The following is a 23,784-nucleotide window of genomic DNA, read 5'->3' as shown; positions in this document are numbered from 1 at the left end:
GCCATGGGATTCGACTGGGAGAACGTCCTCGCCACAAGCGGAGCCGGGCTCGACGGCGCCCACGACGCCGCGGTGTCGGCCGTCATGTACCCAGAGTCGCCAGAGAGCGAGCCCGCTCGGCCGTTCCCGGTGGGAAGTGAGCACGACGACGCCGACGGACTAACCGTCTGAGACAGGTGTTGCGTTCTCCTGATCGGATGAGAGACTGACCTGATATCAGCTGCCAGGACAGCTCGTCTGCAACGCCGGCACTGAACACAGTGGCCGCGCACGTCGACCTGAACGATCGCGAAGTTCCGAGGGCACGAGCACGTCGACCTGCTCGGGACTGAGATCGCGACAATGATCGCCTGGCCTGAAAGACACGCTGCGCATGCCGAGTCTGTCGTGGGCCGAGGACGCTCACCCCTGCGGAGGGGATGCGGAACCCCTGCGGGCCTCGTCCCTGGCCGGACGGCCGCTACCAGGTCGTCGTCACGGACAAGATGGACGAATCCGCGACGACGACCTTCGCCGACGTCGAGGTCGAACTGTCCGGCAGGACGACGCCGCCGCCCAAGCCGAAGAGGCTCGACCGGCGTCGACCGTAGGGGGAGGCGGTCAAGCCTCGACACGAACCCAGGTGGGTTGGTCCCGCAGAGTCGAAGCCTTGATCAGCGCCTTGCGCGGCGACGCGTCAGGGGTCTTGCGGTACCAGACCTCGTTCTGGTCCTCGTCCTCGTGCTCTCCGACGACGAACCACCGCTCACCCCGGTCAGAGCCGGGTTCCTCCATCGCCACGATGTAGGCGTAGATCTTCGCTCCGGCAAGGTCAGGCTGAGCGGTCTCGGTGTCGGTCATCGTGATCATCTCCGGGTTGTGCGGGTGCAGCAGCCGCATCGTGTCACGAGGAACCGACAGTTTCGGTCAGCAGGGGTGCCACCGAGTTCGAGAAAGGTGGGGCGCCACGTGCGGCACCACCGGCGCGGTCTGGCGGACCTCAGGAGGTAGTGATTGCGACGCCCCACCCCAGGTCAGGGTGTAGGTCTACCCTTGACGACCCTTAATCACAAAATTCGTCGCCGATATACGCCACACAGGCGTCCAGCACCTCGTCATTGGGTCCTTTAAATATGAACTGAACCTTTGCTGCGCCGCCAGGAACATCGGCAGGTACGGTGAGGCTTTTTTCAGACGTCCCGCATTGGAGGCTGGTGCTTCGGGCGTCCAATTGCCGGGAGTCGGCGGTCATCGTCGCAGCCCAAACCCGTCGACAGCTGCCTGGCAGGGCGCGGAGCAGGCCATCGACTTGAACAGACCTGTTGAACCAGTGGACGTTGCCGATGAACGAGGTTGCGTAGTACGAAAGCTTGACTTGCGTAGGGTCTTCAGCCGCCGCGCTCGGTGCTCCTACCAATGCCGCGCTGCTGGCGATGGCGAGTGCGGCGACAGCTGCGGTCGCTCGCTTCGCTGTTTGTCCGGCGCCTACGGTTACCGCCGCTGTGCCTGTGTCTCGTCGTGTGAAGGTCTTCACCGTGTCGCCCTTTCCTCGCGCCTGCCTGGATCCGGCGGCTCGTCGAGAGGTACGCCACTCCGGGTTCTGCCGTTGTCACGTCGCCAGTTGTTCACTCGTTTGGCGGCGTAGAAGGTAGCGGTCACCGGGACGGGGTTCCGTGTCTTCTCGGCTGGGCACTCAACGACGGACAAGGTCGCCGAACGGTCGACTCAGGGTCGAAGCCGATGCTGGAGTACTTCGACCTGCGAGAATGCTCCCGCGAGTTGATCTCCGGTCGAGCGACGCTCTGGGGAGGGGCCGTGGGTTTGGTTGAGGAGATCGCAGCGGGGGTGCGGACTGCGGTCGTCAAGGCGAAGGCGGCTATCGCCGCTCTCAAGCTGGCTGATCAGGAGCTTGAAGAAGCTGGTGTGAAGTGGTCGGAGGTCGCGGCCGGTGTGTCTGATCCTGACTTCATCAGACTGCCGAACTTGCCCGGCGAGGTGAAGTCCTCGTCGGAGGTGGTCTCCGGCCTGATTGGCCAGTCGTCTGACCTGCTCGACGGGTATCTTCTCAGCTTGGGAGTGCCGGCGGAGTCCACTTCGGCTGGCGCTTCTGGACAGACCAGCCCTCCTGGTCCGGCCTCTTCGTCCGGTGATCGAGACGTGGACGAACAGGACGACGATGCCCTGGTCGAGCGGTTGCGGCGGGAGTTGCCGCCGGGGCCGACGCCCGGCGTTCGTGGGGTAAAGACCCAGGGACAATGGTTCTCGCCTGGTAAGGAGGCCGAGCCCATCACTAGCGGGCTGGATGACCGCACGGACCGGGTGGACGAGATTCTGAAGGAGTCGGGCTGCACGATGCGACCGGTGACGGCGGCCGCGGATGTCGAGCTGAAGCTCGCCGCCGAGATGCGCGATAGCGGTATCACGGAGGCGTCTGTGGTCATCAACAATGTCCCGTGCACGGGTAAGACGAGCTGTGACGGCCTGCTCGGGATCGTGCTGCCGGAGGGCAGCAAACTAACGGTCCACGGGACCAACGGGTTCAAGAAGATCTACGAGGGAGGCAAGACGTGGCAGTGGTGAAAGCCTGGTATGACCCAGGTCAGCGGGAGCCGTTCGATCTGGCTGACGCGGCCCAGGTGGATGCCCTGTTGGACCGGATGCTGGTCGAGGCGACGGCGGCGCCGGTGGGCGTGATCGCCGAGCTTGCCTGGGAAGGCGAGGAGCACAGGTCGATCCTCCAATTCGGTGTGCGTACCGAGCAGGTTGGGTTCGTCGGCTACATGGGCCGGGGCGAGACGAGCGTCATCAGCACGTCGGGCGCGACGTCGCCGGAGCCTGTGGCCTACGACTACCAGTCGCACGAACGCGTCGTGCAGAGCAACGCAGAGATCTCGTGGCCTGTCGTGCGCAAGGCTGTCCACGACTACGTCGCCTCGGGTGGTGCCCGGCCTGCTGGAGTGGGTTGGCGGGACGTCGAGTGAGCGGTTGGCAGATCGCGATCACCGCCGCTATCGGCGTACTGGCCCCCACAGCTGCGTTCTTCGGTGCCCGCCTGGGCTCACGGGCGAACGACCGGGCGACTGAGCAGCGGGAGCTAGCCGCACGTCGTGAGGAGTGGTGGCGGCGGTTCACCTGGGCTGCCGAGCTCGCCATGGACGAGTCGGCAGCGAAGCGTGCACTCGGCTTGAGTCTGATGATGAAACTTGCGAGGTCTGACCTTGCCCAGCAGGATGAGAACGACCTGCTTGACGTGTTCCACCAACGGGCCCTCAGTGACATACTGGAGCAAGCAGACCAGATAGGGCAGGGCAAATGACTCGATCGCGTCGCGTAACCGAGGAAGAGATCGCTGCAGCCCGGCTACGCATGATTCTTGACGAAAAGCAAGGGCGACAAACGCCGGAAATCGTCAAAGAAATTGCCAGTTCGGTACCTGGTCACGAGATCCTAAAATTCGAACCCGAAACACCGGATAAGTCAAACGCGCCAAAGGGAACCTCTGGTGGCGAACCCGATCAACGGGCGGAACTTCTGGAGTTCTTGCAGGAGCTTGCCGAAGGTCAGCCGACGATCGTGGAGGCCCTGCAGGAAGGATTCGATGCTCCGTCTCCGGTCATCGTTTTTGACCTGGCGAAACCAGGTAAGCATTTCCTCTTCGAGACAAAAGAGCTGTCGAGGTTGAGGCGCCGCGTGCGACAGGATGGCTTAATTTGGTTGCCTCATGAGATTCAGGCCGATGTTGTCGGTCCCAGCGGAGAGTCTGTGCACATCAAGACTCGTCGCGAGCAAATTGCAGAAGCTTTCGCAAAGTACTGGCTGGAGCACGAAGAGGCTGGCAAGAAGCCTGGCGAGAGATAAGGGAAGTATGGTCAAAGACCTGCACCGCTATTCCAGCCCCCAGGGCTTGTAAGCCCAGTGTGCCGGTCGTGACACGGTTTGCACAGTGGCCTGAGTCGGTGCCAGGCGTCGGGGTCGGGTATTCCGCGGGCGATGAGGGAGCGCCGGGTTTCGGGGTAGTGGTCGGCCACTGTGGCCGGTTGCGGGCATTGCGTGCAGAGTCGGTGTTCGCGGAGGTAGGCGGCGCGGTTCTTCTGTCAGTTTCGGCCGTAGCCGCGTTCGGCGGCGCTGCCTCGGGTCCCTGTTGGTGTAGCAACGCTGTTCTCGTCGGTAGGTCGGGCGGTGATGGAGCGGTTGACCTGGTGGCCGTCGTGAGTTGATGGTCATCGGCGACGGGGTGCGTTCGTGGGGTGACGTCGCGGACGTGGCGGGGCCGGTATCGCCGCCATGGTTGGACACGGTGGCTCGTAATGACAAGCCTGAAACGAATTGCCCCTGGCGAAGGACTGGTAGGTGTGGTGCGAATGTGGCCGAGGCGCCGAATGCGGCCAGTGCGGTCTTCCGGGCTCGGGTTGTTCCTACTAGGGGTCGGGATGGGGGTCCTTACGAACCTAGTGACGGCGGAACCGGAGCGCTGGCCGAGCTGGGCACAGCCGATTGTCGATTGGTCGTGGCTGATTGGCGCCGTCCTAGTCGGGGTAGTCGGTATACGCGCTGGATGGCTGCGGTGGCGTGGTCGGCTGCCGCGGCCGGAGTGGACGGGCAGGAACCCGTATCCGGGACTAGTCGCCTACAAGCGTGACCGGGCTGGGGTGTTCTTTGGTCGCAGGGATGATGTGCGCGAACTTGTTGGGCGCGCGCAGAGCCGGGAATCTAGACAGCGATTCATTCCGGTCGTGGGCCCCTCCGGCAGTGGAAAGTCCTCCCTTGTGCGGGCAGGACTGCTGCCGTTACTCGATGACGATTGGGCCGTCCTGCAAGTGATCACGCCTGGGAGTTCAGGGATCAACGAGCTTGAAAAGGTCTTCGGGACGGAGGTTCGAGGGACGGCACAAACTGTGTTGGCTGCAGTGTGGAACGGCGGCCCCGCCCCGGCGCCGGAAAAGGTGTTGCATGCGGTTGAGGCGGCGCGCGGGCCCCGGCAACGGGTGCTGCTTGTTGTTGATCAGTTCGAGGATGCCGCGATCCAGCATACCGAGCAGGAGCGGCACCTGTTCCTCGCGTTGCTGTACGCGTTGGTGGCGTGCGACGCTCGGCTGTGTGTGGTGGTGACCGTGCGGTCGGAATGGGTCGGGCTGTTCCAGCAAGGGCCTGGTGCTGAGCTATTCAAACTCCCACTCATGGTGAACGTGCTCAGCCCGCAGCAGATCCGCGAGGTCGTGGACGGTCCAGCTGCCCTGACCGACACGAGATTCGAGCCAGGACTGGTGGAGGAGATTGTGCGCGACACCGGCCGCGGTGACGCACTGCCCCTCCTCAGCTCACTGCTCTGCGAGTTGTACGACGGTCTCGATCGATACCGGTACATCCGCAGGAATGACTATCTGCATGCAGGCAAGGTAGGTGGGGCGATCACCGGCCGCGCGGAGGCTGCCATGGCCGCTATAACGCAGGACCTCGACACCGTACTGACTACACTCCTCCTATTCGTGAACCTTGACGGCGACGAGCCCACCCGTCGGTACGTGCAGGAGGATGCCCTGACGGTCAAGCAACAAGAGGTCGTCGCCGGGTTCGTGCAGGTCCACCTGCTCACCAGCGACGTCGACCAGGACGGAAGCACTACCTACGACGTGGCACACGAGGCGCTGCTGCGGCAGTGGCCGCCGCTGGCCGACTATATCGAGGCGAACCGCAGCACGTTGCGGCGAATCACCGAACTGCTGCCGCTCGCGCAGGCGTGGCTAAACTCGGGACGATCCACGAGCTACCTGGTCCCCGCCGAGCGACTCGCTGATCTGGACGCAACCAAAGTGGTGTTCCCCGATCCGCTCGCTGACTTCATGGCCGCTTCGAGGGAGGACGCCGCGATCGAGCGCCGGAGACGGGCGAGCGTGGCGGGCAACCGCGCCCTTGAAATTCTCGACAGCGATCCGGCGACGGCGATCAGCCTTTCGCTCGCCGCGTGCACCGAGCTGGCGCCCACGTCGACCGCTAGCACCGCGCTATACCGGTCGCTAGCCACATGTTTAAGGCACGTCCTCACTACTGGGGACGTAAAATGTGCTGCTCTTGCACCCGATGGCCATATCGCCACGGCCAACGCGAACACAATCCAGATCTGGGCGGAAGGCGGCGCCCTGCTGCATGTACTGACCGAACACGATGCGGACGTCCGCCAGCTCGCGTTCTCATCGGATGGCCGGCTGGCGTCGGGTGACGCTACGGGACGGGTCATCCTGTGGGGCGTTGATGGAACGATGCTCCGACAACTCAAGGGCGAGCTGGACACAATCTCCAGCCTGAGGTTCGGGGCCGATGGGCAACTTGCTGCTGCCGCCGAGTTTGCAGCATGTCTGTGGGACGCCGACGGGAATCTGCTCCGCCAGTTAGCGGGGGACGGCGAGCAGTTAGCGGGTGGATCGCGGACAATGGTCGCATTTACACCGGACAATTTCCTGGTCACAGCCGGTCCGGACGGAGTGGTTCGAGTCTGGGGCCGCAGCGGCCCTGAACTGTACTCTCTTCGTAGTAAAAGATTGGCGCCAGTCACCGCCTTGGCTGTGTCGAGGAGCGGACACATCGCCGCCGGACATCAGAACGGTACTTACTACGTCTCGAAGGGCGACCGCCCGCCGATCATGGAAAACTATCGTGCGGGCATTTCTGTGCTCGACCTCGCCTTGTCCGACTCAGGTTACCTAGCGTATGTCGAAAGCGGTGCCGTATACGTTTTTCGGCTGGACGATTACCGTAGTTTTCAGGTCGCCGGTATCCTTATTGAGGACAGAAAGCGGGTCTCGTTGGCGTATGGACCCGGCAGACTGCTGGCGCTTGCCGACTGCGGTGAGGTGCGGTTGTACGAGTCGAGTGACGAGGTTGCTCACGTCTGGACCATGAACACGAAGGATGTGCGCATCTTCGGCTTCAATGAGGGCGGTCGGCTAGTCGCAAGTGGACGCGACACACTTCATGTCTGGGACGTCGGCACACGTACGACCGAGTTCTTCTCCAATTGCGGGGTGGATGAGTATATTGCTGGGCATATTGCCGAGCTGGCGCACACGAACGATCCTGCAGGTCGAATGGGAAGATTTATAGTCAATGACCTAGGCGGACAGGTGCTCCAGTATTCGAACGGAGAAAGTTTCTGCGCGTTCGTTCCTGACGAGAGCTTCGCTACCACTGCTGATCGCGACGTGAAAATCTCGATCCAGGACGCCAAAGGTCGACTGCTCCGAACATTGACCGCGCCCAGCCAGAAGCGGTTGGAGTTAGTCACCTTCGCTGCGCACGAGCGTCTTGCCGCCGTCGATGCTGACGGCGCTATATTAATATGGGACGTCGCTGGCCAGTTGCTGCACACGCTCGTCGGACACGATGCACAGGTGCAGCAGATCGCATTCGCGCCGGACGGTCGGCTCGCGTCCGGCACCGAGACCGGCGTAGTCCGGATCTGGGGTACCGACGGCGAATTATTCCACCAGTTCAAAGGACACAAAGACGCAGTGAATGCACTCGCATTCGCCGGTGACGGGCGGCTTGCGACCGCATCGAAGGACTGCATTGCCCGAGTCTGGGACCGCGACGGGACGATGCTGTACTCCACCACCGAAGAGAAGCATCCTGCCGCGTCCCTGGCCTTCGGACCGGATGGACGCCTTATCACCAGCTCCTTTGACGGCACTGTTCGCGTGTACGGCCGGGACGGCTCGCTGCTACATGTCCTCGACATCCCTGGAGCGCCCTTGGCTCACCCGTTCGCCGTAACCACCGCTGGCCTAGTCATCGTCGGCGGTGGAGATGACGGGATCACACGGGTATGGGACTTCGACGGTCGACTGCTTTACTCATTGCCCGGCAACGACGGCCGCATCACCGGGCTCGTATTGGCCTCGGATGGCACCCTGATTACCTGCGGACGGGATGGCAAGATTATGAGGTGGCCAGCCCCACGTCCACTTCCCGATCTCATCGCGGATGCTCAACGGTGCACCCTGCCGCCGCTTACATCGGCAGTCCGCCACCGGTGGATGCTCCCGGCCGTCCCCAAAACGGGATGACGGCTGGTCGGTAGTCCTACCGATGGGGACCAGATGCCGCATGTGGTCCGTCGGAGATTACGTATTGTGGCGGTGTCGTGCTGCTGAAGTAGGGGAGCTTGGCGCCGCTCGGGGTCGTTTGATACAACGGCGGACCGCGGCTACCGTGCCGAGTCTTTGTTCGGGCTAAGGCCGCGAATGCCGCGGTCCGCACTTCGGCAGTGCGGCGCACCGCTCAATCTGCCAAGTAGGTCCGGACAATTCACCACCCACCGTCCACATCTACGGGGCGGAACGCAGTGCAGGGATGCGCTCCTACGCCAACTTCGCTCGGACCGGACACCTGAGACGATGCCCGCGCCTGGCCCACTCGGGTGAAGCGAGCACGAAGCGGTGGACGTGGCGGGTTCTGATGAGGCACACGATTAGGTCGATTTTGTGCGGCGAGCTGAAGTCGCCTCGCGCGCTGTAGCGGATGGGGTCGCGGCGCACGTTGGGACGGTCGGCTTCGGTCTGTACGCCGTCATGGTGTGCGTGGCCTAGTTGATCTTGGTCAGCGTCCGCTGCACGGTCGGACCTGCTTCGAGGCTGCGGCGCGCTCGAGGTGGGGGTCACCATCGCGTCCGTGTAGTCGAGCACGCGAAGGCCTGCGGTGTGCCCGTGCCCAAAGCACACCGCAGGCCGCTGTTACATTGCGAGGCCGGCGACCGGGTTTTCCATATCGATCACCGGGTGAGCCGTTCCTTCGATCGGTCCGAGCGCGAGGGCGACCCAGCCTTCGCACCGCCGGAGCATCTCCAGCGAGGTCGCTGTGAACACCGGTAGCACCGTGACCGCGGCCCAGTTGGCCCGCCTTTCCGGCCGTCGCCGAAGGTGTTCTCGGACCCGAGTACGTACTGCGGTCGCGTCCTGTAGCCGGCGGACGCTGCCGACGTACCGGCAATCGCCACGGGGGCCCCAGGTGACGTACACCGCGGCCGCCGGAGTCGATGACGCGCGGTCGAGACGGAGGACGGACACCGTGCACACCTCGAGGCCCCCCGCGGGAAGATCGAGTACCGGCCGCATCAGGCTGGCGGCGCCGGCGATGTGTGCCCGCATATCGGCGTCCGGTGTCACGAGATCGGGGGCGGAACGTCGCCGTCGCCGAACAGGGGACCGCCTTCCTGGCCGCCGTCATCGTCGGAGTCTTCGATGATCACCACCCGCTTCGCCGGACCGTGGCGAGCGAGCTCGTCCCGGCTCTCCTGCAGCATCGCCCGGATCGTCGCGACCTGGTCGTAGCCGCCGAAGACGGCCGCGCCTTGCTTCTGCGACAAGGTCACTAGCCCGTTCACCGCCTCGCGCACTGACTCGGCGCCCGTGAGTAGCTTCGCCCGAAGCGTGACGTCCTTGGGCTCGATACTGCCCTTGCCGGTCTTGCCGGTGTTGTTCTGCTGGGCCGTGGCGGCGTTGATCGCGTCCTGGGCCCGCTTCGGCTCAGCCGTGTAGACAACCTGCCACTCGGACACGATCTCTTGCTGCGTACCCACGGCGTCGACAACTTCGTCACCGTCGCGGAACTTGCCAGTCGGGTCATCAGCCGAGTGGAACTGCTTGGCCCACCGCTCCTCGATGTGCGCCGTCGCGAGGGAGTGCAGAGTCTTCAGTCCGCCCTTGGACTTGGCGAGCTCCTCGACTACCCGAAGGGCTCGCAACCGCAGCGGCACCGTGCGCACGGCGCCACCCGACGTCGGGTTCAGCTTGGACCCGCGGTCGCGGGTGATCAGCCCGTCGAGCATCGCCGCTGTACCACCGAGCACGCACAGCTCCGCGATCGCGGACTGGTCTCCACCCAGGGCGGCGTCAAGGATCCGGTCGAGGACCTCGACCGGCTTGTCACCCTTGGTCAGCTCGAAGGAGGTCGCCCACACCTGATCGCTGATCGGGCCACCGTCGGCGAAAGCGTTGACCGCCACGCTGTAGCCGTTCCACGACCGGTAACCAGACAACGCCGTCGACGCGATCTGCTTACCGATCACCGCCCGGGTCGCCCTGCGATTGTTGAACTCCTCCGCGAAGAGGGTCCGGATGCCGGAGCCCCATTGGTTCAGCACCGCCTTGAGCGTGACGGCGACTGCCCAGAGCCGATGCTGGGGGACCCCGAGTTTGGCGTGCATCTCTTCCGCAGTGCAGCGGCCTTCGATCACCATCCGTTCGTCGGGCGTGATCAGCCCCTGAGCAACTGCCCGGCGCAGGAGCCTGGCCATTCCCTGCTCCGCCTGTGCAACCTCGTCCCACGGCGTCGCGTCGGTGTGGATCGTTGCGATCAAATCCTCGCGCGCGGCGACCAGGTCGGTCAGCGGGCTCTGCCCGTCAGAGGCCAACCCTCCTACTAAGACCACGGACGGTACGGCGGTGGTGTGCCCAGCCCGGATCGTGGCCTCGCTGAGGACCGGCTCTTTCAGGCCCTTGTTCACGCGCTCGATACGGGACGTCAGCTGATCACGAGCGTGCTTGGCTGACGCCCGGCGCACCGACTTGCCGGTGATGATCCCGACGACCGTCTCGATGCAGGCGGTCGCTGCTTCATCGACCTTTCCGCCGGTCCTGCCCTTCCACGCCGAGACGAGGCGCGAGTTGCCGTCGATTGCGGCGAGGTAGTACTCGTCGGCGGAGCCGTCGGCGAACCGGATACGGATGGGGACCAGCAGCAGCGGTTCCTTGACGCCGGACTGCAGGATGCTGTCGGTGTAGTCGTTACCGGCGGTCGAGTTGTCCGGGCCGGTCTTGAGGAACGCCTCGCGAATCCGTGCCGCGAACTCCTGGTGGTTCTCGACTTTCAGTTCGAGCATCGCGTAAGGCCGTCCGGTCGCACCGGTCGCCGTCGTCAGCTCCGCCGCCCGCAGTTCGCCGGTGGCGGTGTCGAGCTGGTTGTGCAGCGTGTGGGCCCACCGGGCGCCAGCGAGGTCGGGGAGGATCCCGGCGTCGATGTACCGGTCGTGCTGCTGGGTGACGTACACGTCCCCTTCGCCCACCCGCTTGGCGTTGAGCAGCGACGTCTGCGCGCCGTCGTCCAGCTTGTGGACTTCGACCAGCATCTTGAACCGAGCAGGATCGGCCAGACCGCCGGTGATCACGGACGCGGCCTCGCTCGGCAGGTTCACCAGGTCGTTGCGCAGAAGCGCCGACCGAGCCGACCTGAGGCCGGTCGGAGAGGTCGGGACAGGAAGGGAGCGCGGACGGTGCTTGAGGGCGGGCATCGAGCCGCCGTCGTCAGGTTCCGGCGCCGCGGAAGAAGCGAGAATGGTGCTCACGGGTGTCCCTTTTGACACTCGCGCGCGAAGACCGAGAACACATGCCTCGACCCCGCCGCCTGACCCCGTACGCACACGGGCAGGCATCCAATCCTTCACCGTCCGGCTCTGTGGTCCGGTAGGTGTCGGGCCGGCTCGGAGTTGCCTTCTTTTCAGGGGGCAACCCCGGTCGGCCGGCTGATGCCGGGTGAACCGTCCCGCGGGACGGTGCCGGAGCCGCGCAACGCCGCAGCTCGTACGTCTGCGGCGCCCGAAGTTGAGGACCACCGAAGCGGTGCGCGATCGAGACCCGAAGACCTCGACGGTGAGGAGCATACACCTGGGTGTGGAGTGGCCGACCGGCGAAACTCGGCGCTGCCAGGGCTGCATGGCAATTGGCCGTGTTCGCCGGTGGTGAACACCCGATCCCGGTGGCCACCCATGTGGAGGGCAAACACCGGGATCAGGGTAGGGATCGCTACGCGCCGGGATCGGCCAGCTGGACGACGGGTTGACGGGCGGTGGTTGCCGCCCAGCCGACGCCGGCCGCGACGACTCCAAGGCCGGCGGACAGCTGAAGAAACTCGGCTGGCGCGCGGTCGCGGGCCACTTGGTGGACATCGCCTGGGAGGCGCTCGGCGCGAGCGGACCTGGACTCGACGACGACTACGACGCAGCGGTGTCGGGTGTCATCTATGCGGTCCAGCGGGAGGTCTGATTTGACCATCACCGCGGCCACCTTCGCCAGCCTCGCGAGTATCGGCATCTTCTCGGCGGCGCTGGGCGCGGCTCCTAGCTCGGATGACGGATCAACCCGGCTGTCACCACAGTCAGACGACTTCAGAAGAAGCCTCAGCAAGCCGCTCCCGTGCACAAGGTCCACAGGACGAGGGCCGCGCACGGGAGGGCTGCTGACATAGCGAATTACAGAGTGAAGGAGCCGCTTGCCATCCAGTTGTACTCGTTAATACCGGGTTCGTAGAGGCGCACCTCACCTTCGATGTGGGTGGCACCTGGCGCGTAGACCATCATCGTATAGCTTGAGCCATACCCGGGGTCCGATTCGTTGCTCCAGCCACCCAGATCTGAAGCGATGTACTTGTTCGCGTTGCCGCCGTAGCGGTTACCGGTGACGCGAAACCAGTTGGCCTGGCACGACCAGGAGTAGTAGATCTGAATGGTGGCAACGTTCTCGCCGGTGTAGCGGTCGTAGATGGGCCGGTTCGCGATGGGTGAGGCGTTGACGTTACAGCCGGTCACCGCCGGGTCCTTGCCGTCGTAGTAGTTGCTGCCGCCGCTGGCACCGTCCGCGTGTGCCAGGCCGCTCCCTGTCATCGCGGTGGTGAGTGCCGCGATGACCAGAGCGAAACTGCGGAAGAATTTCACCCATGGTCGTGTACGGTGTTGTTTCTCGGCGACATTCCCGTGAGCGTTCATTGCTGTGTTCCTTTCGCGTGGGGAAGTTTTTCCGGTCAGGCGAAAGTGTGCGCCGGCAGACGGCTCAGGGTAATCGGGCGAAGGACGAAATCCGAGGCAGGGGTTCTCATGCCGAGTCGTAGCCCAGTGGACGCAGCCGGGTGATGATCTCGGAGCGTTGAGCCACGTCGAGCTTCTGCATGATGTTGTAGACGTGTGTTTTCACTGTCGTGACCGAGATGGAGAGCGCGTCGGCGATCTGCTGGTTGCCCATGCGCCTGCAGATCAGGTCGGCGATCTCCTGCTCGCGCTGTGTGAGCAAGGACTGGGCCTCCAGAGCCTCGTCCTGCGGACGGGTCAGGACCGCGAAGGTCTCCTGCTGGACGCGTGTGCAGAGGGTGGCGAGCTCATCGACGTCGCTGGTGATGTCATGTCCCTCAGCGAGAGCGGTTTGCAGGCGCGTGATCGACACGCGGATCTTGTCCAGGCGATCGGACATTTCCACGACCAGATCCGTGAAAGAGCTGCCGGCAGGTTCCAGCAGCGGCTCTGCGGCGGTCAGCTCTTTTAGGGCCAGCGTGTCCTCATGTTCGCGTCGCAAGACCGCGACCAGAACACCGGCCAACCACTCGAACGCCCGAACAGCGTCGGCGTCGTAGGAAGACGGTTCGTATGACTGCATCGACGCAAGGCCGATCACGCGCGGGATCGTGTACCCACGATCGATGAGCGGGGTGATGACCGCGTCCCGGGAGACGCGTTCGGTGTCTCCGAAACGGTGGCCCATGCCGAGCAGCCGTCCGCCGTCTTGTGCGTATGTGTAGGTCTTTTTGTGCTGCAGCAGCCAGGCGCCGACTTCGTGCTTGCCGTAGGTGAGGACGCCGGGTGATTCGTATACGCCCTGGTCGTAGGTGTAGGGATAAGCCAGGACATGATTACGCCGGAAGAATCCCACATAGAAGGCCTCTCGCGGACAATTTTTCCCATCTTAGTGCGCAGAAAGTCGTAGAGCAGGTGGTAGTCGGCTTCCGGAAGGTTCCTCATTTGGCGTGCGGCATCCCGCAGGGTTTCCGCCGTTCTGTGAGAAAAGGCCATTCACCCGAGTTTACGGCGGTGTTGGCGTAAGCCCCGGCTCGCGCGTAGAGCAGATCGCCGAGGAAGTGCGCAGTGCTCGCGACCTGTTGGCGAAGGCTGTCGGGCGCTCGGTATGAGCTGCTGCTGCCTCGGCGTGGCCGACTTGGGCCGCTGGTCCGGCGGGAACAAGCGATTCTGAGTCGCTCGGCTGCTGGCCCTGGCGTCGAGGTGACTGCGGCGTCGGGGTGGGTCGCTGTCTTGTCAATTGACCGTCAGTCCTGCTGGGTTGCGACCGAGTAGACGCACTGGCCGGGGTGGTGGGAATCAGCAGGTCGGGAGTGTGGTAGTGCCTCCAGCTCGTGGTTGCTTGAGCTGGAGGTACCGGGTTGAGATGTCGGATCAGTTGCAGTTCTTGTGGTTCAGGCGGCAGTCCACGAAGACCTGCTTGTACGCCTCGGTTCCACGGTGGTTCGGGTGGTACGACATCGAGATGTTCTCCTTCACCGCGCTCGGGTGAGCGGCGTCGATGAAGAACCCGTTGAAGTACGGCGCCGCGGAGCACAGAGTATGCCCCTCGAACGGGCCTCCGGTGTAGTTGGCGCGGACGTAGTGGAACTTCGGGTCACGTCGTGCGGTGACGACGGATTCGATCTTGGCGTTCAGCTGCGTGGTGATGTTCTTCGCGATCGCTGCCTCGGACGCGTCGAAGGTCAGGGCGCCTCGGTCGGCGTCCGCGAGCACCTGTGTGGCCGACAGTCCCATCCCCGTCAGCCAGCTGGTGAGACTTGACGACCAACGGCTGTCCCTGAGTGCCGTGACGAACGCGTTCACACCCAGGTTGGCCGTGGAACACGAGGTGCTGGGTAGCACCAGCGGATATTCCATCACGTAGATGTCGGCATCTGGGCCGGCGGCGGTTTTTAGATCGTTGTAGAACGGAATCAGGCTGGTCTGCAGGTTCGGTTCGCTCAGCCGGCTGATGTTGGCGAGGGTCTGTTGCTCACGGGTCTTGCAGTTGGACACGATGCACGCGACGATCAAATCTCTGAACCCGATGTTGTTGCCGCCGGCCGACACCGCCACGACGCCGGACGGGCTGTTCAAATCCTGTGTGAAGAACTGCTGTGGCTGGTCCGCGCCGTTCCCTTGGCGGATGTCGGTGGTCGTGGCACCGGAACAGGCTGGGAACCACGTCAACGTCAGGTTGAGCCGGATATCGCCGGTGACCCGCGCAGGCCAGGCGGAGTTGCTGACGTGGCACGTGCCGCGTTCAGCGACGAAGCCGTTCTGGTTGTCGCCCTCCCCGGAGATGTAGGAGTCGCCGTATGCGGTGAACGGTCGTGCGGCGGTCACCAACGCGGCGTCCCAGAGCTTCCCCCTGGCGGCATCGACACCAATTCCGGCCACGGCGAAGGCGAACAAGACCTGCTGCCGTGTGCAGTTCGGAACCGAGTCACAAGAATTGTAGGTTGAAAGGTAGACTTGGCCGTTCCCGATGCCCAGCGTCGACGCGGATGGCGCGGCATAGGTCCCGGGGTGACCAGAATCGACCGTGTCGGCGACGACTGTCTGATGATTATTGCTTCCCGCGGCGTCGGTCACCTTGATGACCTGCACGTTGTTGCGCTGGTTCGGCTGGCCGTTGGTCACCCCGTACGAGTAGTGCCTGGCCAGCAGGATGTTTCCGGTGGTGTCGACGTCGATCAGGCGATCCTCGGCGGGAGCTGTAAGCGGCTGTTGCAAGGTGATGTACCAGGTTTGGTTACCGTCGGGCGTGTACCGGTGTACCTCGCTCTGGTAAACGTCGTATGGACTGGTGGTGCGGCGCCTGGCTGCGAAGACCACGAGTCCTCCGTCGGGCATGGCTTTGACCGCGATCTCGGCTGAGCAACCGATGTTCGCAGGCTTGTGCCACTTGCGCCCCCACGCCGCGTAGCTCTCGAGCGCGTCGAGCGTGTATCCCTCGACGCAGCCGTCTTGCGTGCCGAACTTGGCCAGTACGGCGGACCCGCTGGCGGTCACGGCGGACACGGTGGAACCGCCGTGCTCGCCGTTCAGGAACGACGACAGGTACTTGCCGTCGTAGCTGAAATAGCTCGATGAGCTGGGATGCACCAGCAAGAGCCCGCTCTGGTAAGGAAAGATACCGTGAACGGTGTTTACATGATCGTCCTGAGTGGCGAACCGCAGCGCCCCGCTTGTGTTGGTGAAGCTGACGAGCGAATTGTGCGGTACGCCGTCGTCGCCACAAGGATTAACGGTTCTGAGTGAGGCATAGATGTGCCCGTCACCGCCTACCGTCAGGTTGTCGAGGTAGCGTTCGGTGTCGCTCTGATCCGCGCAGAGCCGAGGCATGACAGCACGCCACCGCAGGACACCGGTCTTGGTATATGAGGTGACGACCGGCTGATGGTCGTAGGAGCCGGTGAAGACGAAACTGTTGCCGTCCTTGTCGACTTGCACATTCCCGCAGCCGTTCGGCGCGCCCGGTGTGCTGCCACTGGTACTGCCGTCGCGGGCATACGAGACGGTGGTGGCTGTGCCAGCACAGCCGAGTGTCACACCAGCTTTGCTGGTGAGCAAGTTTCCGCTCGTATAGGTATGCGTCCAAGCGACGGTCGTGGCTGCTTGCGCCGGTGCCGTGCCGACCAGCACGCCCAACAGCAGGATGGCGGCGACCGACATCGAGGCGCCGACGCGGTGAGATCTCGTCACGATGGTTCTCCTTTGCTGCAAGGTGGAACCGCGCCCGTAACAGGCCAGGGGCAGGCTCCGACTAGTGAGACCGGTGGGCAGATGGCCCGGTCCGGGAGGTTGGAATGTCATCCGCATTCGGAAACTCAGGACCGCACCGCGGCATCACGATCACGGGAGATGAGCGGCGAACCGGGGGCGGCCAGGTATCGGCGTGGCCGCCCCCGGACTGCTCACCGGTAGATGATCGACGCAGTGCGGGCACTGCCCCACGGGCACTTCACGTCCACGTGGCCGGGCCCCGACAGAACTGCGCTGGTGGCGTCGCCACCCCAGGTGCACGACACTTTGAGCTGCCACTGGCCGGATCCGCGGCAGTCGCCCCAGCCCCAGACACCACCCCAGGTGCCGGCGCTGCAGCTGCTCTGCGCGAACGCCGGCGTGGCGATCGCCAGCGAAACCGGGGCCGCTGCCGCCGCCGCCATCGTCACGATGGCCATTCCTTTTGCGATCTTTCGCATCTGGATCACGTCTCCTCTCCCGGGGCGGAGCCGCCGGAATCGATCGGAACATCTGGGCCGCCCACGCTAGAAGCCGCTGCCCCGCACTGGGTCGGGTCTTCGCCCGACAACTGCCTCGGCGGCCGAGATGAGGGGTGAACACCCCACAAGTCGTCCGCTGGGCACCGCCGATACTCCGGTCGGGCGGGAACGACCGGACGCAGGAATGCTGCGGCAGCGGAGGAGGAGACCGGTGGGTGGCGACGGTGAGGCGCTTCAGCGACTCACTCACCTCGGACGACGGTATGCCGCCTGGATCCGGATCTCCGCCCTGCCACCGATCACCGTGGTCGGAGTCGTAGCCGCGCCGCCCCGGCAGTTTCTCGTCACCGTGGTGACACTCGGCATCGTGGTGGCTGTCAGCCTCGCCTACGTCGTCGCCCAATTTCGTGACGGTCCTGCCTGGGTGAGCATGCTCGACGCGGCGGCGCTGGCCTCCTTCGGACTCGGCACGAAGTGGGTCGTCCCCGTCGAATGGCTGGCCGGAGGCAAGTCGTGGCTGGTGCCCTTGCTGACCGCTTCGTGCCTGGCGTACCAATATCACTTGCCGTGGCATCGAGGCGCGCTCTTCGCGGTCCTCGTCCACGGCGCTCTCGGCATCGGTCTGGCGCTCGGCATCCCGCCCGGTGCACCTCCCTTCGGTGTGATCTCCGTCGTCTGGTCACTGGCGATCTCGGTGCTGGCCCGGCTGCTTTGGAGCCTGGTCGAGTGGGGAGGGCGGAACGCGGACTCGGCCATGGCCGAAGCCGCGGCGGCGCGCACGGCGCAGCGAGTCGCGGCCGCGACCCGCGCGGACGAACGCGCCACCGCCGCAGCGTTACACGACACAGCCGCCACGACTTTGCTCATGGTGGGTCTCGACCGGTCCCTGGATGAAGAAGTCCTGCGCCGGCAAGCACGGCGGGACCTGGAAGTCCTCGGGACATTCGAGCAGCGACCACCGGAGCACCGGGACCTTCTGTCCAGCCTGCGAGACATCGCAGTCCTCGGCGACGCCACGCTGCATTTGCAGTGCCCGCCGGTCGTGCCCGTGCCCGGACAGGTCGCCGAAGCTGTGACCGGAGCGGTTCGGGAGGCGCTGACCAACGTGGGTAAACACGCCGCCGCGACAACGACCACCGTCCGGGTCGCCAGCGACGAGATGGGAACTTGCCTCGAGGTCGTCGTCACTGACGATGGCCACGGGTTCGACACGACCGCCGTTCCGCCTACGCGACATGGCCTTCGTCGCTCGATCCAGGGCCGGATGGCCGCAGTCGACGGGTACGCCGACGTGCAGTCGACGATCGGCACGGGTACGACAATCACTCTCCGGTGGTCGTCATGCCACAACTGACCGAGGAAACCTTGGAACTCACGACGCAGCGGTTCTTGCGGGGCCTGCGCATCGGGGTGCTGGTCATTTCGGTTGCCGTGTTGTCGACAGCGGCTCTGTTCCGCAACCTCGGCGCCTATCATTCGCTCGTTGCTCAGTTCGGTGCGTTTGCCGTCGCCTTCGCTTTGGTCATGGTCGAATTCGTACTACTGGTGCGGCGAAAGACCTGGCGCCGAGGCCGTTGGGCCGGGGTAACCGCGGCCTACGCGGCGGCCTGGGCATCCGGACTGACTCTCCCCCCGGGCGCTGTCACGACCGCCTTGGACTGGGTCTACGGGACGACCGGCTGGCTCGGAGCAATTCTGTTGTTGGATCTGCCCATCGGCTACCTTGTCGGATTCCTGCTCATCCACGAAGCTGACACTGTCGTGTTGATGATGCTGGGAGCGCCGACTGAGCTGTCGATCCTTAATGCCACGGTCGCGGCCGTCGGCGCGCTTGGATTCCCGTTCGGTACAGCTTTGGGGGCAACGGCCTCGCGGTCCCTCGCCCGGAAAGCCCACCAAGCCGCAGCGGACGCGGAAGCCATTCAGGCTGAGGAAGCCGTCGCCGAGGCCGTGCACGCCCGTCGTCGTGAACGGGTCGCGGATCTGGCCAATACCGCCGAACCCTTGCTGCGGGGACTCGCTGACGGGACCGCGAAGCCCGTGAACCCAGCGGTACGGCGAGCGTGTGCCATCGAAGCAGCCCGGATGCGCCGGTTGTTCGCCGAGACCGACGAGGTGGACAACCCGTTGCGACACGAACTTGAGCACTGCATAGACCTCGCCGACCAGCGCGGTGTTCTGGTCGACTTCGAGGTCCAGGGGGCCTGGACGGCCGTGCCGCTGCTAGTCCGCCGAGCGCTCACCGACGGACCGTTGCAGATCCTCGCCACCGCGAACAGCTGGGCTCGGGTCACTGTGGTCGGTAGCGCCGGACTCGTGGCGGTCGGCGCGGTCGGCGACTGCGCACCGGTGGACGTCGTCATGGACCCAGCTGTTCCTAACGTCTCTTTCCGGGCGATCTTTGATCAAAACGTGACTTGGGCGGAGGCAACGTGGCTGATCACTCCATCACAGCCGTCATAGCCGATGATCACAAGGTGGTGGCGGCAGGTGTGCAGAGCTGGTGCGCCGAAGCCGATCCGCCCATCCGCGTCATCGACGCCGGGGGATCGCCGGCCGGGCTGTGGACCGGCCCCGGCCGGGACGCCGACGTGGTGATCCTCGACCTGCAGTTGGAGCGTGGGCACCACGAGCTAGGCGAGCTGCGGCGGCTGACCGAGGTGGGCCGGAAAGTCGTCGTCTACACGCAGACAGCGGACAGCGCGACAGCCGTCCAGTGCATCGAGCTGGGCGCACTGGCCTACGTGACCAAGAAGGAGGGCAGTGAGCACCTGGTCACGGCGATCCGCGCCGCCGCGCGGGGCCAGGCCTACACACCGCCGTCCTTAGGCGGGGCACTAGCCGGCGATACCGGGCCCGACCGGCCACAGCTGACTCAGCGAGAAGCCGACGCGCTGCGCGCGTGGTTTGCGTCCTCTTCCAAGGTGCTCGCCGCCCAGATGCTCAACATCAAACCCACCACTATCGAAACCTACATCGAGCGCGCGCGGGTGAAGTACGCCCACGCCGGGAGACCGGCGCCGACCAAGAGTAAGCTCGTGGCCCGTGCTCTCGAGGACGGGCTGATCACGTTGGCTGAGCTCAGCGACTCTTGACGGTCCCGTCGCGTTCTCGGCGGACTCGGGATTCGCGCTCGTGATCCTGGCCGGATCGCGTTTGGTCACGGGCTCGGGCGGTTCCTGCGCTGGTGCTACCACGCCGGGCTGGTCCGGCAAGCGGGCATCGGCTACCAGTCCCACCACCGCGAACTCCAGGACCACCTGGCCCACCACCCTCAATCAGCACAGGTCAATTGCTAACCGATCGACCCTGATGCCGCCAAATGGATCCGGGCCACCACAGCGAGCTCGTCCGGATTTAAGCGGCGGCAGGCGGGCCAGCGGCGCCGCGCTCCGACAAGTTCGGCTACAAGCGACATCTGGAATCAGGCTTGCCGTTCTCCTGTATGCGAGGCGACGGTTATTTCGTTTCGTAGACCTCGGGGTCCAGGATGGTGCGTTTCGTTTTCTTGCGGCGCTTGTGCATCTTCTCCAGGACATCAACAACACTTTCTGCGAGGCGGTGGGAGTCCTGGACGACGGTGGCTCGCAGGGGGCTCGTGCCGGCGTCGATCAAGGTCCTTGCCTCGGTGGTTCCGTCTACGCCGATGACCACGGTGTCCGTCGTGACAGGGGAGTTGATCGTTCGGAGGGCATCGACGGCGCCCAGTGCCATCTCGTCGTTGGTGCAGAATACGGCGTCCAGACGACCGTGCCGTGAGGTGAGCAGGCGCGTATGGGACAGCACGGCCTCGTAGGCGCGTGCGCGATGGAAGGCGCACGTCTCGTCGATGGTGATCGACACGCCGGGCAAGTCGGCCTGGAGGACAGCCGCGCAGTGGCTTTGCCGGGCCTGATGTTGCCTGCTGGCCACGATCAGCACGTGTGGCCGCTGTCTGTCGTTTTTGCGTAGGTGGGTTACCAGCCAGCGGCCGGCGAGGGTCCCGAGGTCCGAACTGAGGTAGCCGACGAAGGCGGCGTTGCCCGGGTAGTGGTCCTCGTCGTCGAACGGTTCGATGTCGGTGAAAACCACCGGCAAGGTCAGGTCGGAGCAAAATTCGATGAGGTCCGGCCGGAGCCGGTGTACTTCGGTCGCGACGATGATTCCGCCGATGTAGCGCTGGCGCGCGGCCAGGATCCTGCGCAGGTGGTGCGCTTGCGCGGCGGAATCGTAGTCCAGGTCGGGTACCTTGAGCACCAGATCGATGTTGGCGCGGTCCAGCGTGCAGTGCAGGCGTTGCACCAAGCCCGCGATCCAGTACTTCTGCCGGAAGGCCGACGTCACCAGGAATGCCTGACGTGTGCGTCTGGTCGATGGCACCCGCCGCAGCAGAGGAGCTGCGGCCAGCACTCCTGCGACCAGAAGGGTCCATGCGGGCACCTTCGCGATCAGCACGTCGCTACGGATCATCGCGAGAACCCCGGCGAGAACGAGGCCACCGGTGACCGAGGTGAGGACGGCGAACCGTATCGGAGTGCGGTCGCGGTCCGGCAACTTCATCGTGGAGTCCTCCCGGGCCGATGAAACCGCGAGGAGCCGACATGCCCCCACTGGCACCGATTATGTGCCCGAGGACGACCGGGTGCCAGAGACAGAGAGGTGGTGTGTTCGCAGCAACGCAGTGCTGGCCGGCAGCGACCAACGGGACATCATCGGCGTAGGCGGCGGTCGTGTGGCGCGGAGACACGTCCCGGGATCACCGTGGTTGTGTCGCTGGGCAGGACGGTGGCGTTGGATCAGCCGTACTTCAGTATCAGGCGGTGCACTCCGACCTGGCGACGTGCCATCTCCAGCAGGGTCTCGATCGTCTTGGCATTGTGATAATCGTCGAAGTCGGCCGCGTTCTGATTCTGTGAAAGCGTCACTGGACCGGTCGCCGGTTCACGTACCGAAACTCGGGCGGCAGCGTCACCTCGTTCGGCACGCTGTCGGGGAGGTTGGGCTCATGTGTGGGGGGCGGTGCGGTTTTGTTGGTCAGGCATTGGCTTGGCAGGCTGCGCGGGCGAGTCGACCTGGATCGAAGCCGGTGAGGGCGGGTTGGGGTCGCGGTTCACGGGAGCTGGCTATGTCGTAGGTCGCGGTCCCCGCGAGTGTGGGTTCTGCGGGAAGGTTGGCGGAGATGCAGGGAACAGCCATGACCACCACGAGTGCCGGTGCTTTCGCTCGGTTAGGGCGGAGATTCTTCAGCAGCGTTTCCTTATAGGTCCACACGACGCTCTTCCCACCGTTCACCGTCGTGCCAGGGTTGTCGGCCGCCGGTTTCGACAGGCTGAAGATCTGGTGGTAGCCGTCCTCGTCGAGGAAACCTTGTCCTGGTGGCGTCCATGCGGCGAACCCCATGTTGACGGCATGTTCCGCTGTCGCGGTGAATTTTTGGGTTCGCGCGTCGAACGGGGACAGCGATGCCCGGCCTGGCGGTGTGAAGGATGCGGAACAGACGTCTGCCGGCGCCTGTGGAAGTTGTTCATACGATGTCGCGGGCACAACGGCGGCGTCTGCGACGAACTGCGGTCCCGCGGTCTCGCCGGACAACAACTGAGCGAGCCGGTCCTTGACACCACCATTCTGCTTGGCCAGCAGTAGCCACCGGCTGGCCTTCCACGTCTGTACGTCCGGGATCGTGGCTGCGGCTTCGCCAATGGGTTCACCGACGCAGTAGGCGGAGAAACCGAGAGAGCAGTCTTTGGCGAAGCGTCCGTTGGCGGCGTAGGAGCGGGCGGGACCGCTGCGGCTGTTGTTGCCGTCCGGTCCGATCGTGATGCCCACATAGGGCACGTTCGTGGTGTGCGCGCCGGCGCACGCAGGCTTCGCGATGCCCGGCCGTTCGGCAGGCCAGAACAGATTCACCGACGAGATGGCCAGGGCGGCGACGCTCCCGACGGCGGCGAGGGCGGCCGCCCTGTCGGCGAACGTGGCCGGGCCGTCCGGTGTGGCGGGTCGTCGGCTGAACGCCAATGTCGCCAGGGCCAACCCAAGCCCGAGACCGCTCGCGATGATGCCGTCGACACGCGCGACCGCGGCTGACCCGTACAGCACGCCCTCATTGACGGCATAGATGCGCCCGGCGAACGCGGACAGCGCAAGAGTTACTAGCACGCAGGCCATTACGCGCAGATATTTCACGTCGGCTCCGATGTAGTCGTGTTGGTGAACGAAGAGCTCGCCTGCGTGGGTGACCGGTCCCGGCGGGACCGGTCACCCCGCGGGTTACAGCGAGAAGAAGCCTTCGGCTTTCCAGTTCCACTCGTTGATTCCAGGCTCGAACAAGTAGACGTAGCCGTTGATGTGGGCCGCTCCCGGCGCGTAGACCATCATCGAGTAACTCGAGTCGTACCCGGGGTCCCACTCGCTGTTCCAGCCGCCCAGCGATGATTCGATGTACTTCGTCGTGTTGCCGCCGTAGGGGTTTCCCGTCACCCGGATCCAGTTCGCACCGCACGACCACGAGTAGAAAATCTGGATGGACGCAACTTGCTGCCCCGTGGTGCGATCGAGAATCGGCCGAGTTGCGATCTGTGACGCGTTGGCGTTACATGCCGGCGGGGCCGTGGGATCGCGGCCGTCGTAGTAGTTGCTGCCGCCACTGGTTCCCTCGGCGTGCGTGGCGGTCGCGGTGACCGTCACGGCGGCCACTGTGCTTGCGAGCGCGACGGCGAAACGGTACCGGCCGCGCCGGTTCCTGTTCAGAGTTTTCAAAGGATCCCTCACTTTCACCAGTTCGACGAG

The 23,784-nt window shown here is 64.6% G+C and carries 21 protein-coding genes; 11 read left to right on the top strand and 10 right to left on the bottom strand.

The features are described from left to right. Positions 1-3 precede the first annotated feature (3 nt). Positions 4-171 carry a hypothetical protein gene (locus tag BS329_RS43895; RefSeq protein ID WP_167480017.1) on the top strand — a complete coding sequence of 56 codons (168 nt, stop codon included), beginning with the start codon at positions 4-6 and terminating at the stop codon, positions 169-171. A 248-nt stretch (positions 172-419) separates the two neighbouring features. Beyond that, positions 420-590, top strand: a complete 171-nt coding sequence (locus BS329_RS43415) for a hypothetical protein (RefSeq protein ID WP_158075806.1) — start codon at positions 420-422, stop codon at positions 588-590. A 10-nt stretch (positions 591-600) separates the two neighbouring features. Here the strand turns inward: BS329_RS43415 and BS329_RS18035 are convergent, their stop codons facing one another. After that, the gene (locus tag BS329_RS18035) at positions 601-879 is read right to left on the bottom strand and encodes a hypothetical protein (protein WP_076162251.1); all 279 of its coding nucleotides are present in this window, start codon (positions 877-879) and stop codon (positions 601-603) included. A 163-nt stretch (positions 880-1,042) separates the two neighbouring features. Then, positions 1,043-1,513: a hypothetical protein gene (locus BS329_RS42635; RefSeq protein ID WP_143253095.1), complete on the bottom strand. Its 471-nt coding sequence runs from the start codon at positions 1,511-1,513 to the stop codon at positions 1,043-1,045. A 206-nt stretch (positions 1,514-1,719) separates the two neighbouring features. Between BS329_RS42635 and BS329_RS18030 the strand changes: the two genes are divergently transcribed. The 5 genes from BS329_RS18030 (at position 1,720) to BS329_RS18015 (ending at position 8,039) form a co-directional block, all read left to right on the top strand. After that, positions 1,720-2,559 (top strand): DddA-like double-stranded DNA deaminase toxin, encoded by an 840-nt coding sequence (locus BS329_RS18030; protein ID WP_076162249.1) that lies wholly within the window; start codon positions 1,720-1,722, stop codon positions 2,557-2,559. Beyond that, complete coding sequence (locus BS329_RS18025) at positions 2,547-2,960, top strand: Imm1 family immunity protein (RefSeq protein ID WP_076162247.1); 414 nt, start codon at positions 2,547-2,549, stop codon at positions 2,958-2,960. Before BS329_RS18030 ends, BS329_RS18025 begins: the two co-directional genes overlap by 13 nt. Next, positions 2,957-3,295, top strand: coding sequence for a hypothetical protein (locus BS329_RS18020; protein WP_076162245.1), 339 nt, complete (start codon positions 2,957-2,959; stop codon positions 3,293-3,295). The genes BS329_RS18025 and BS329_RS18020 overlap by 4 nt, the downstream gene beginning before the upstream one ends. Before the next feature lie 50 nt (positions 3,296-3,345). Next, positions 3,346-3,837: a hypothetical protein gene (locus tag BS329_RS42630; protein ID WP_143253094.1), complete on the top strand. Its 492-nt coding sequence runs from the start codon at positions 3,346-3,348 to the stop codon at positions 3,835-3,837. Positions 3,838-4,286: 449 nt separating this feature from the next. Next, entirely contained in the window at positions 4,287-8,039 is a 3,753-nt protein-coding gene (locus BS329_RS18015) for an nSTAND1 domain-containing NTPase (protein ID WP_084749900.1), read from the top strand. 1,094 nt (positions 8,040-9,133) lie between these two features. On the opposite strand, the gene BS329_RS18005 is transcribed toward BS329_RS18015, so the two are convergent. Then, positions 9,134-11,314, bottom strand: coding sequence for a hypothetical protein (locus BS329_RS18005; protein WP_076162239.1), 2,181 nt, complete (start codon positions 11,312-11,314; stop codon positions 9,134-9,136). Positions 11,315-11,804: 490 nt separating this feature from the next. On the opposite strand from BS329_RS18005, the gene BS329_RS18000 reads away from it, so the two are divergent. Further along, the gene (locus BS329_RS18000) at positions 11,805-12,011 is read left to right on the top strand and encodes a hypothetical protein (protein ID WP_076162237.1); all 207 of its coding nucleotides are present in this window, start codon (positions 11,805-11,807) and stop codon (positions 12,009-12,011) included. Between the two features lie 206 nt (positions 12,012-12,217). Here BS329_RS18000 and BS329_RS17995 read toward each other — a convergent pair whose 3' ends face one another. The 4 genes from BS329_RS17995 to BS329_RS17980 form a co-directional block, all read right to left on the bottom strand. Continuing rightward, positions 12,218-12,730 carry a DUF2690 domain-containing protein gene (locus tag BS329_RS17995; RefSeq protein ID WP_084749898.1) on the bottom strand — a complete coding sequence of 171 codons (513 nt, stop codon included), beginning with the start codon at positions 12,728-12,730 and terminating at the stop codon, positions 12,218-12,220. Between the two features lie 106 nt (positions 12,731-12,836). Beyond that, positions 12,837-13,664, bottom strand: coding sequence for a helix-turn-helix transcriptional regulator (locus BS329_RS17990; protein WP_076162233.1), 828 nt, complete (start codon positions 13,662-13,664; stop codon positions 12,837-12,839). Between the two features lie 518 nt (positions 13,665-14,182). Continuing rightward, a complete protein-coding gene (locus tag BS329_RS17985) occupies positions 14,183-16,498 on the bottom strand; it encodes an SGNH/GDSL hydrolase family protein (protein WP_143253093.1) in 2,316 nt (771 codons plus the stop codon). Positions 16,499-16,710: 212 nt separating this feature from the next. Further along, the gene (locus BS329_RS17980; protein ID WP_143253092.1) at positions 16,711-17,007 is read right to left on the bottom strand and encodes a hypothetical protein; all 297 of its coding nucleotides are present in this window, start codon (positions 17,005-17,007) and stop codon (positions 16,711-16,713) included. A 223-nt stretch (positions 17,008-17,230) separates the two neighbouring features. Here BS329_RS17980 and BS329_RS17975 point away from each other — a divergent pair, with 223 nt between their 5' ends. Genes BS329_RS17975 through BS329_RS17965 form a run of 3 tightly spaced genes read left to right on the top strand, consistent with a single transcriptional unit; the run spans position 17,231 to position 20,114 of the window. Continuing rightward, positions 17,231-18,373, top strand: a complete 1,143-nt coding sequence (locus BS329_RS17975) for a sensor histidine kinase (protein WP_076162227.1) — start codon at positions 17,231-17,233, stop codon at positions 18,371-18,373. Next, positions 18,361-19,482: a hypothetical protein gene (locus BS329_RS17970; protein ID WP_143253091.1), complete on the top strand. Its 1,122-nt coding sequence runs from the start codon at positions 18,361-18,363 to the stop codon at positions 19,480-19,482. Before BS329_RS17975 ends, BS329_RS17970 begins: the two co-directional genes overlap by 13 nt. Further along, positions 19,452-20,114 carry a response regulator transcription factor gene (locus BS329_RS17965; protein WP_076162223.1) on the top strand — a complete coding sequence of 221 codons (663 nt, stop codon included), beginning with the start codon at positions 19,452-19,454 and terminating at the stop codon, positions 20,112-20,114. Before BS329_RS17970 ends, BS329_RS17965 begins: the two co-directional genes overlap by 31 nt. 364 nt (positions 20,115-20,478) lie before the next feature. Here the strand turns inward: BS329_RS17965 and BS329_RS17960 are convergent, their stop codons facing one another. The 3 genes from BS329_RS17960 to BS329_RS17950 all read right to left on the bottom strand — a co-directional run bounded on the left by BS329_RS17960 (position 20,479) and on the right by BS329_RS17950 (position 23,682). After that, positions 20,479-21,453 (bottom strand): sugar ABC transporter substrate-binding protein, encoded by a 975-nt coding sequence (locus BS329_RS17960; RefSeq protein ID WP_244197206.1) that lies wholly within the window; start codon positions 21,451-21,453, stop codon positions 20,479-20,481. Positions 21,454-22,032: 579 nt separating this feature from the next. Beyond that, complete coding sequence (locus BS329_RS17955; RefSeq protein ID WP_143253090.1) at positions 22,033-23,181, bottom strand: hypothetical protein; 1,149 nt, start codon at positions 23,179-23,181, stop codon at positions 22,033-22,035. Between the two features lie 84 nt (positions 23,182-23,265). Then, the gene (locus BS329_RS17950) at positions 23,266-23,682 is read right to left on the bottom strand and encodes a DUF2690 domain-containing protein (RefSeq protein WP_158075805.1); all 417 of its coding nucleotides are present in this window, start codon (positions 23,680-23,682) and stop codon (positions 23,266-23,268) included. Between the last annotated feature and the right edge of the window lie 102 nt (positions 23,683-23,784).

Origin of the sequence: Amycolatopsis coloradensis (assembly GCF_001953865.1) — a bacterium.
GTDB lineage: Bacteria > Actinomycetota > Actinomycetes > Mycobacteriales > Pseudonocardiaceae > Amycolatopsis > Amycolatopsis coloradensis.
Note: the sequence above shows the minus strand (reverse complement) of the source record. Positions and strands in the feature narration are given on the sequence as shown.

Excerpts from the sequence above, each read along its gene's own strand:
- BS329_RS43895 (WP_167480017.1), top strand. The coding sequence starts at position 4 with ATGGGATTCGACTGGGAGAACGTCCTCGCCACAAGCGGAGCCGGGCTC.
- BS329_RS17970 (WP_143253091.1), top strand. The coding sequence starts at position 18,361 with ATGCCACAACTGACCGAGGAAACCTTGGAACTCACGACGCAGCGGTTC.
- BS329_RS18030 (WP_076162249.1), top strand. The coding sequence starts at position 1,720 with ATGCTGGAGTACTTCGACCTGCGAGAATGCTCCCGCGAGTTGATCTCC.
- BS329_RS17995 (WP_084749898.1), bottom strand. The coding sequence starts at position 12,730 with ATGAACGCTCACGGGAATGTCGCCGAGAAACAACACCGTACACGACCA.
- BS329_RS18015 (WP_084749900.1), top strand. The coding sequence starts at position 4,287 with ATGACAAGCCTGAAACGAATTGCCCCTGGCGAAGGACTGGTAGGTGTG.
- BS329_RS18035 (WP_076162251.1), bottom strand. The coding sequence starts at position 879 with ATGCGGCTGCTGCACCCGCACAACCCGGAGATGATCACGATGACCGAC.
- BS329_RS42630 (WP_143253094.1), top strand. The coding sequence starts at position 3,346 with ATGATTCTTGACGAAAAGCAAGGGCGACAAACGCCGGAAATCGTCAAA.
- BS329_RS43415 (WP_158075806.1), top strand. The coding sequence starts at position 420 with ATGCGGAACCCCTGCGGGCCTCGTCCCTGGCCGGACGGCCGCTACCAG.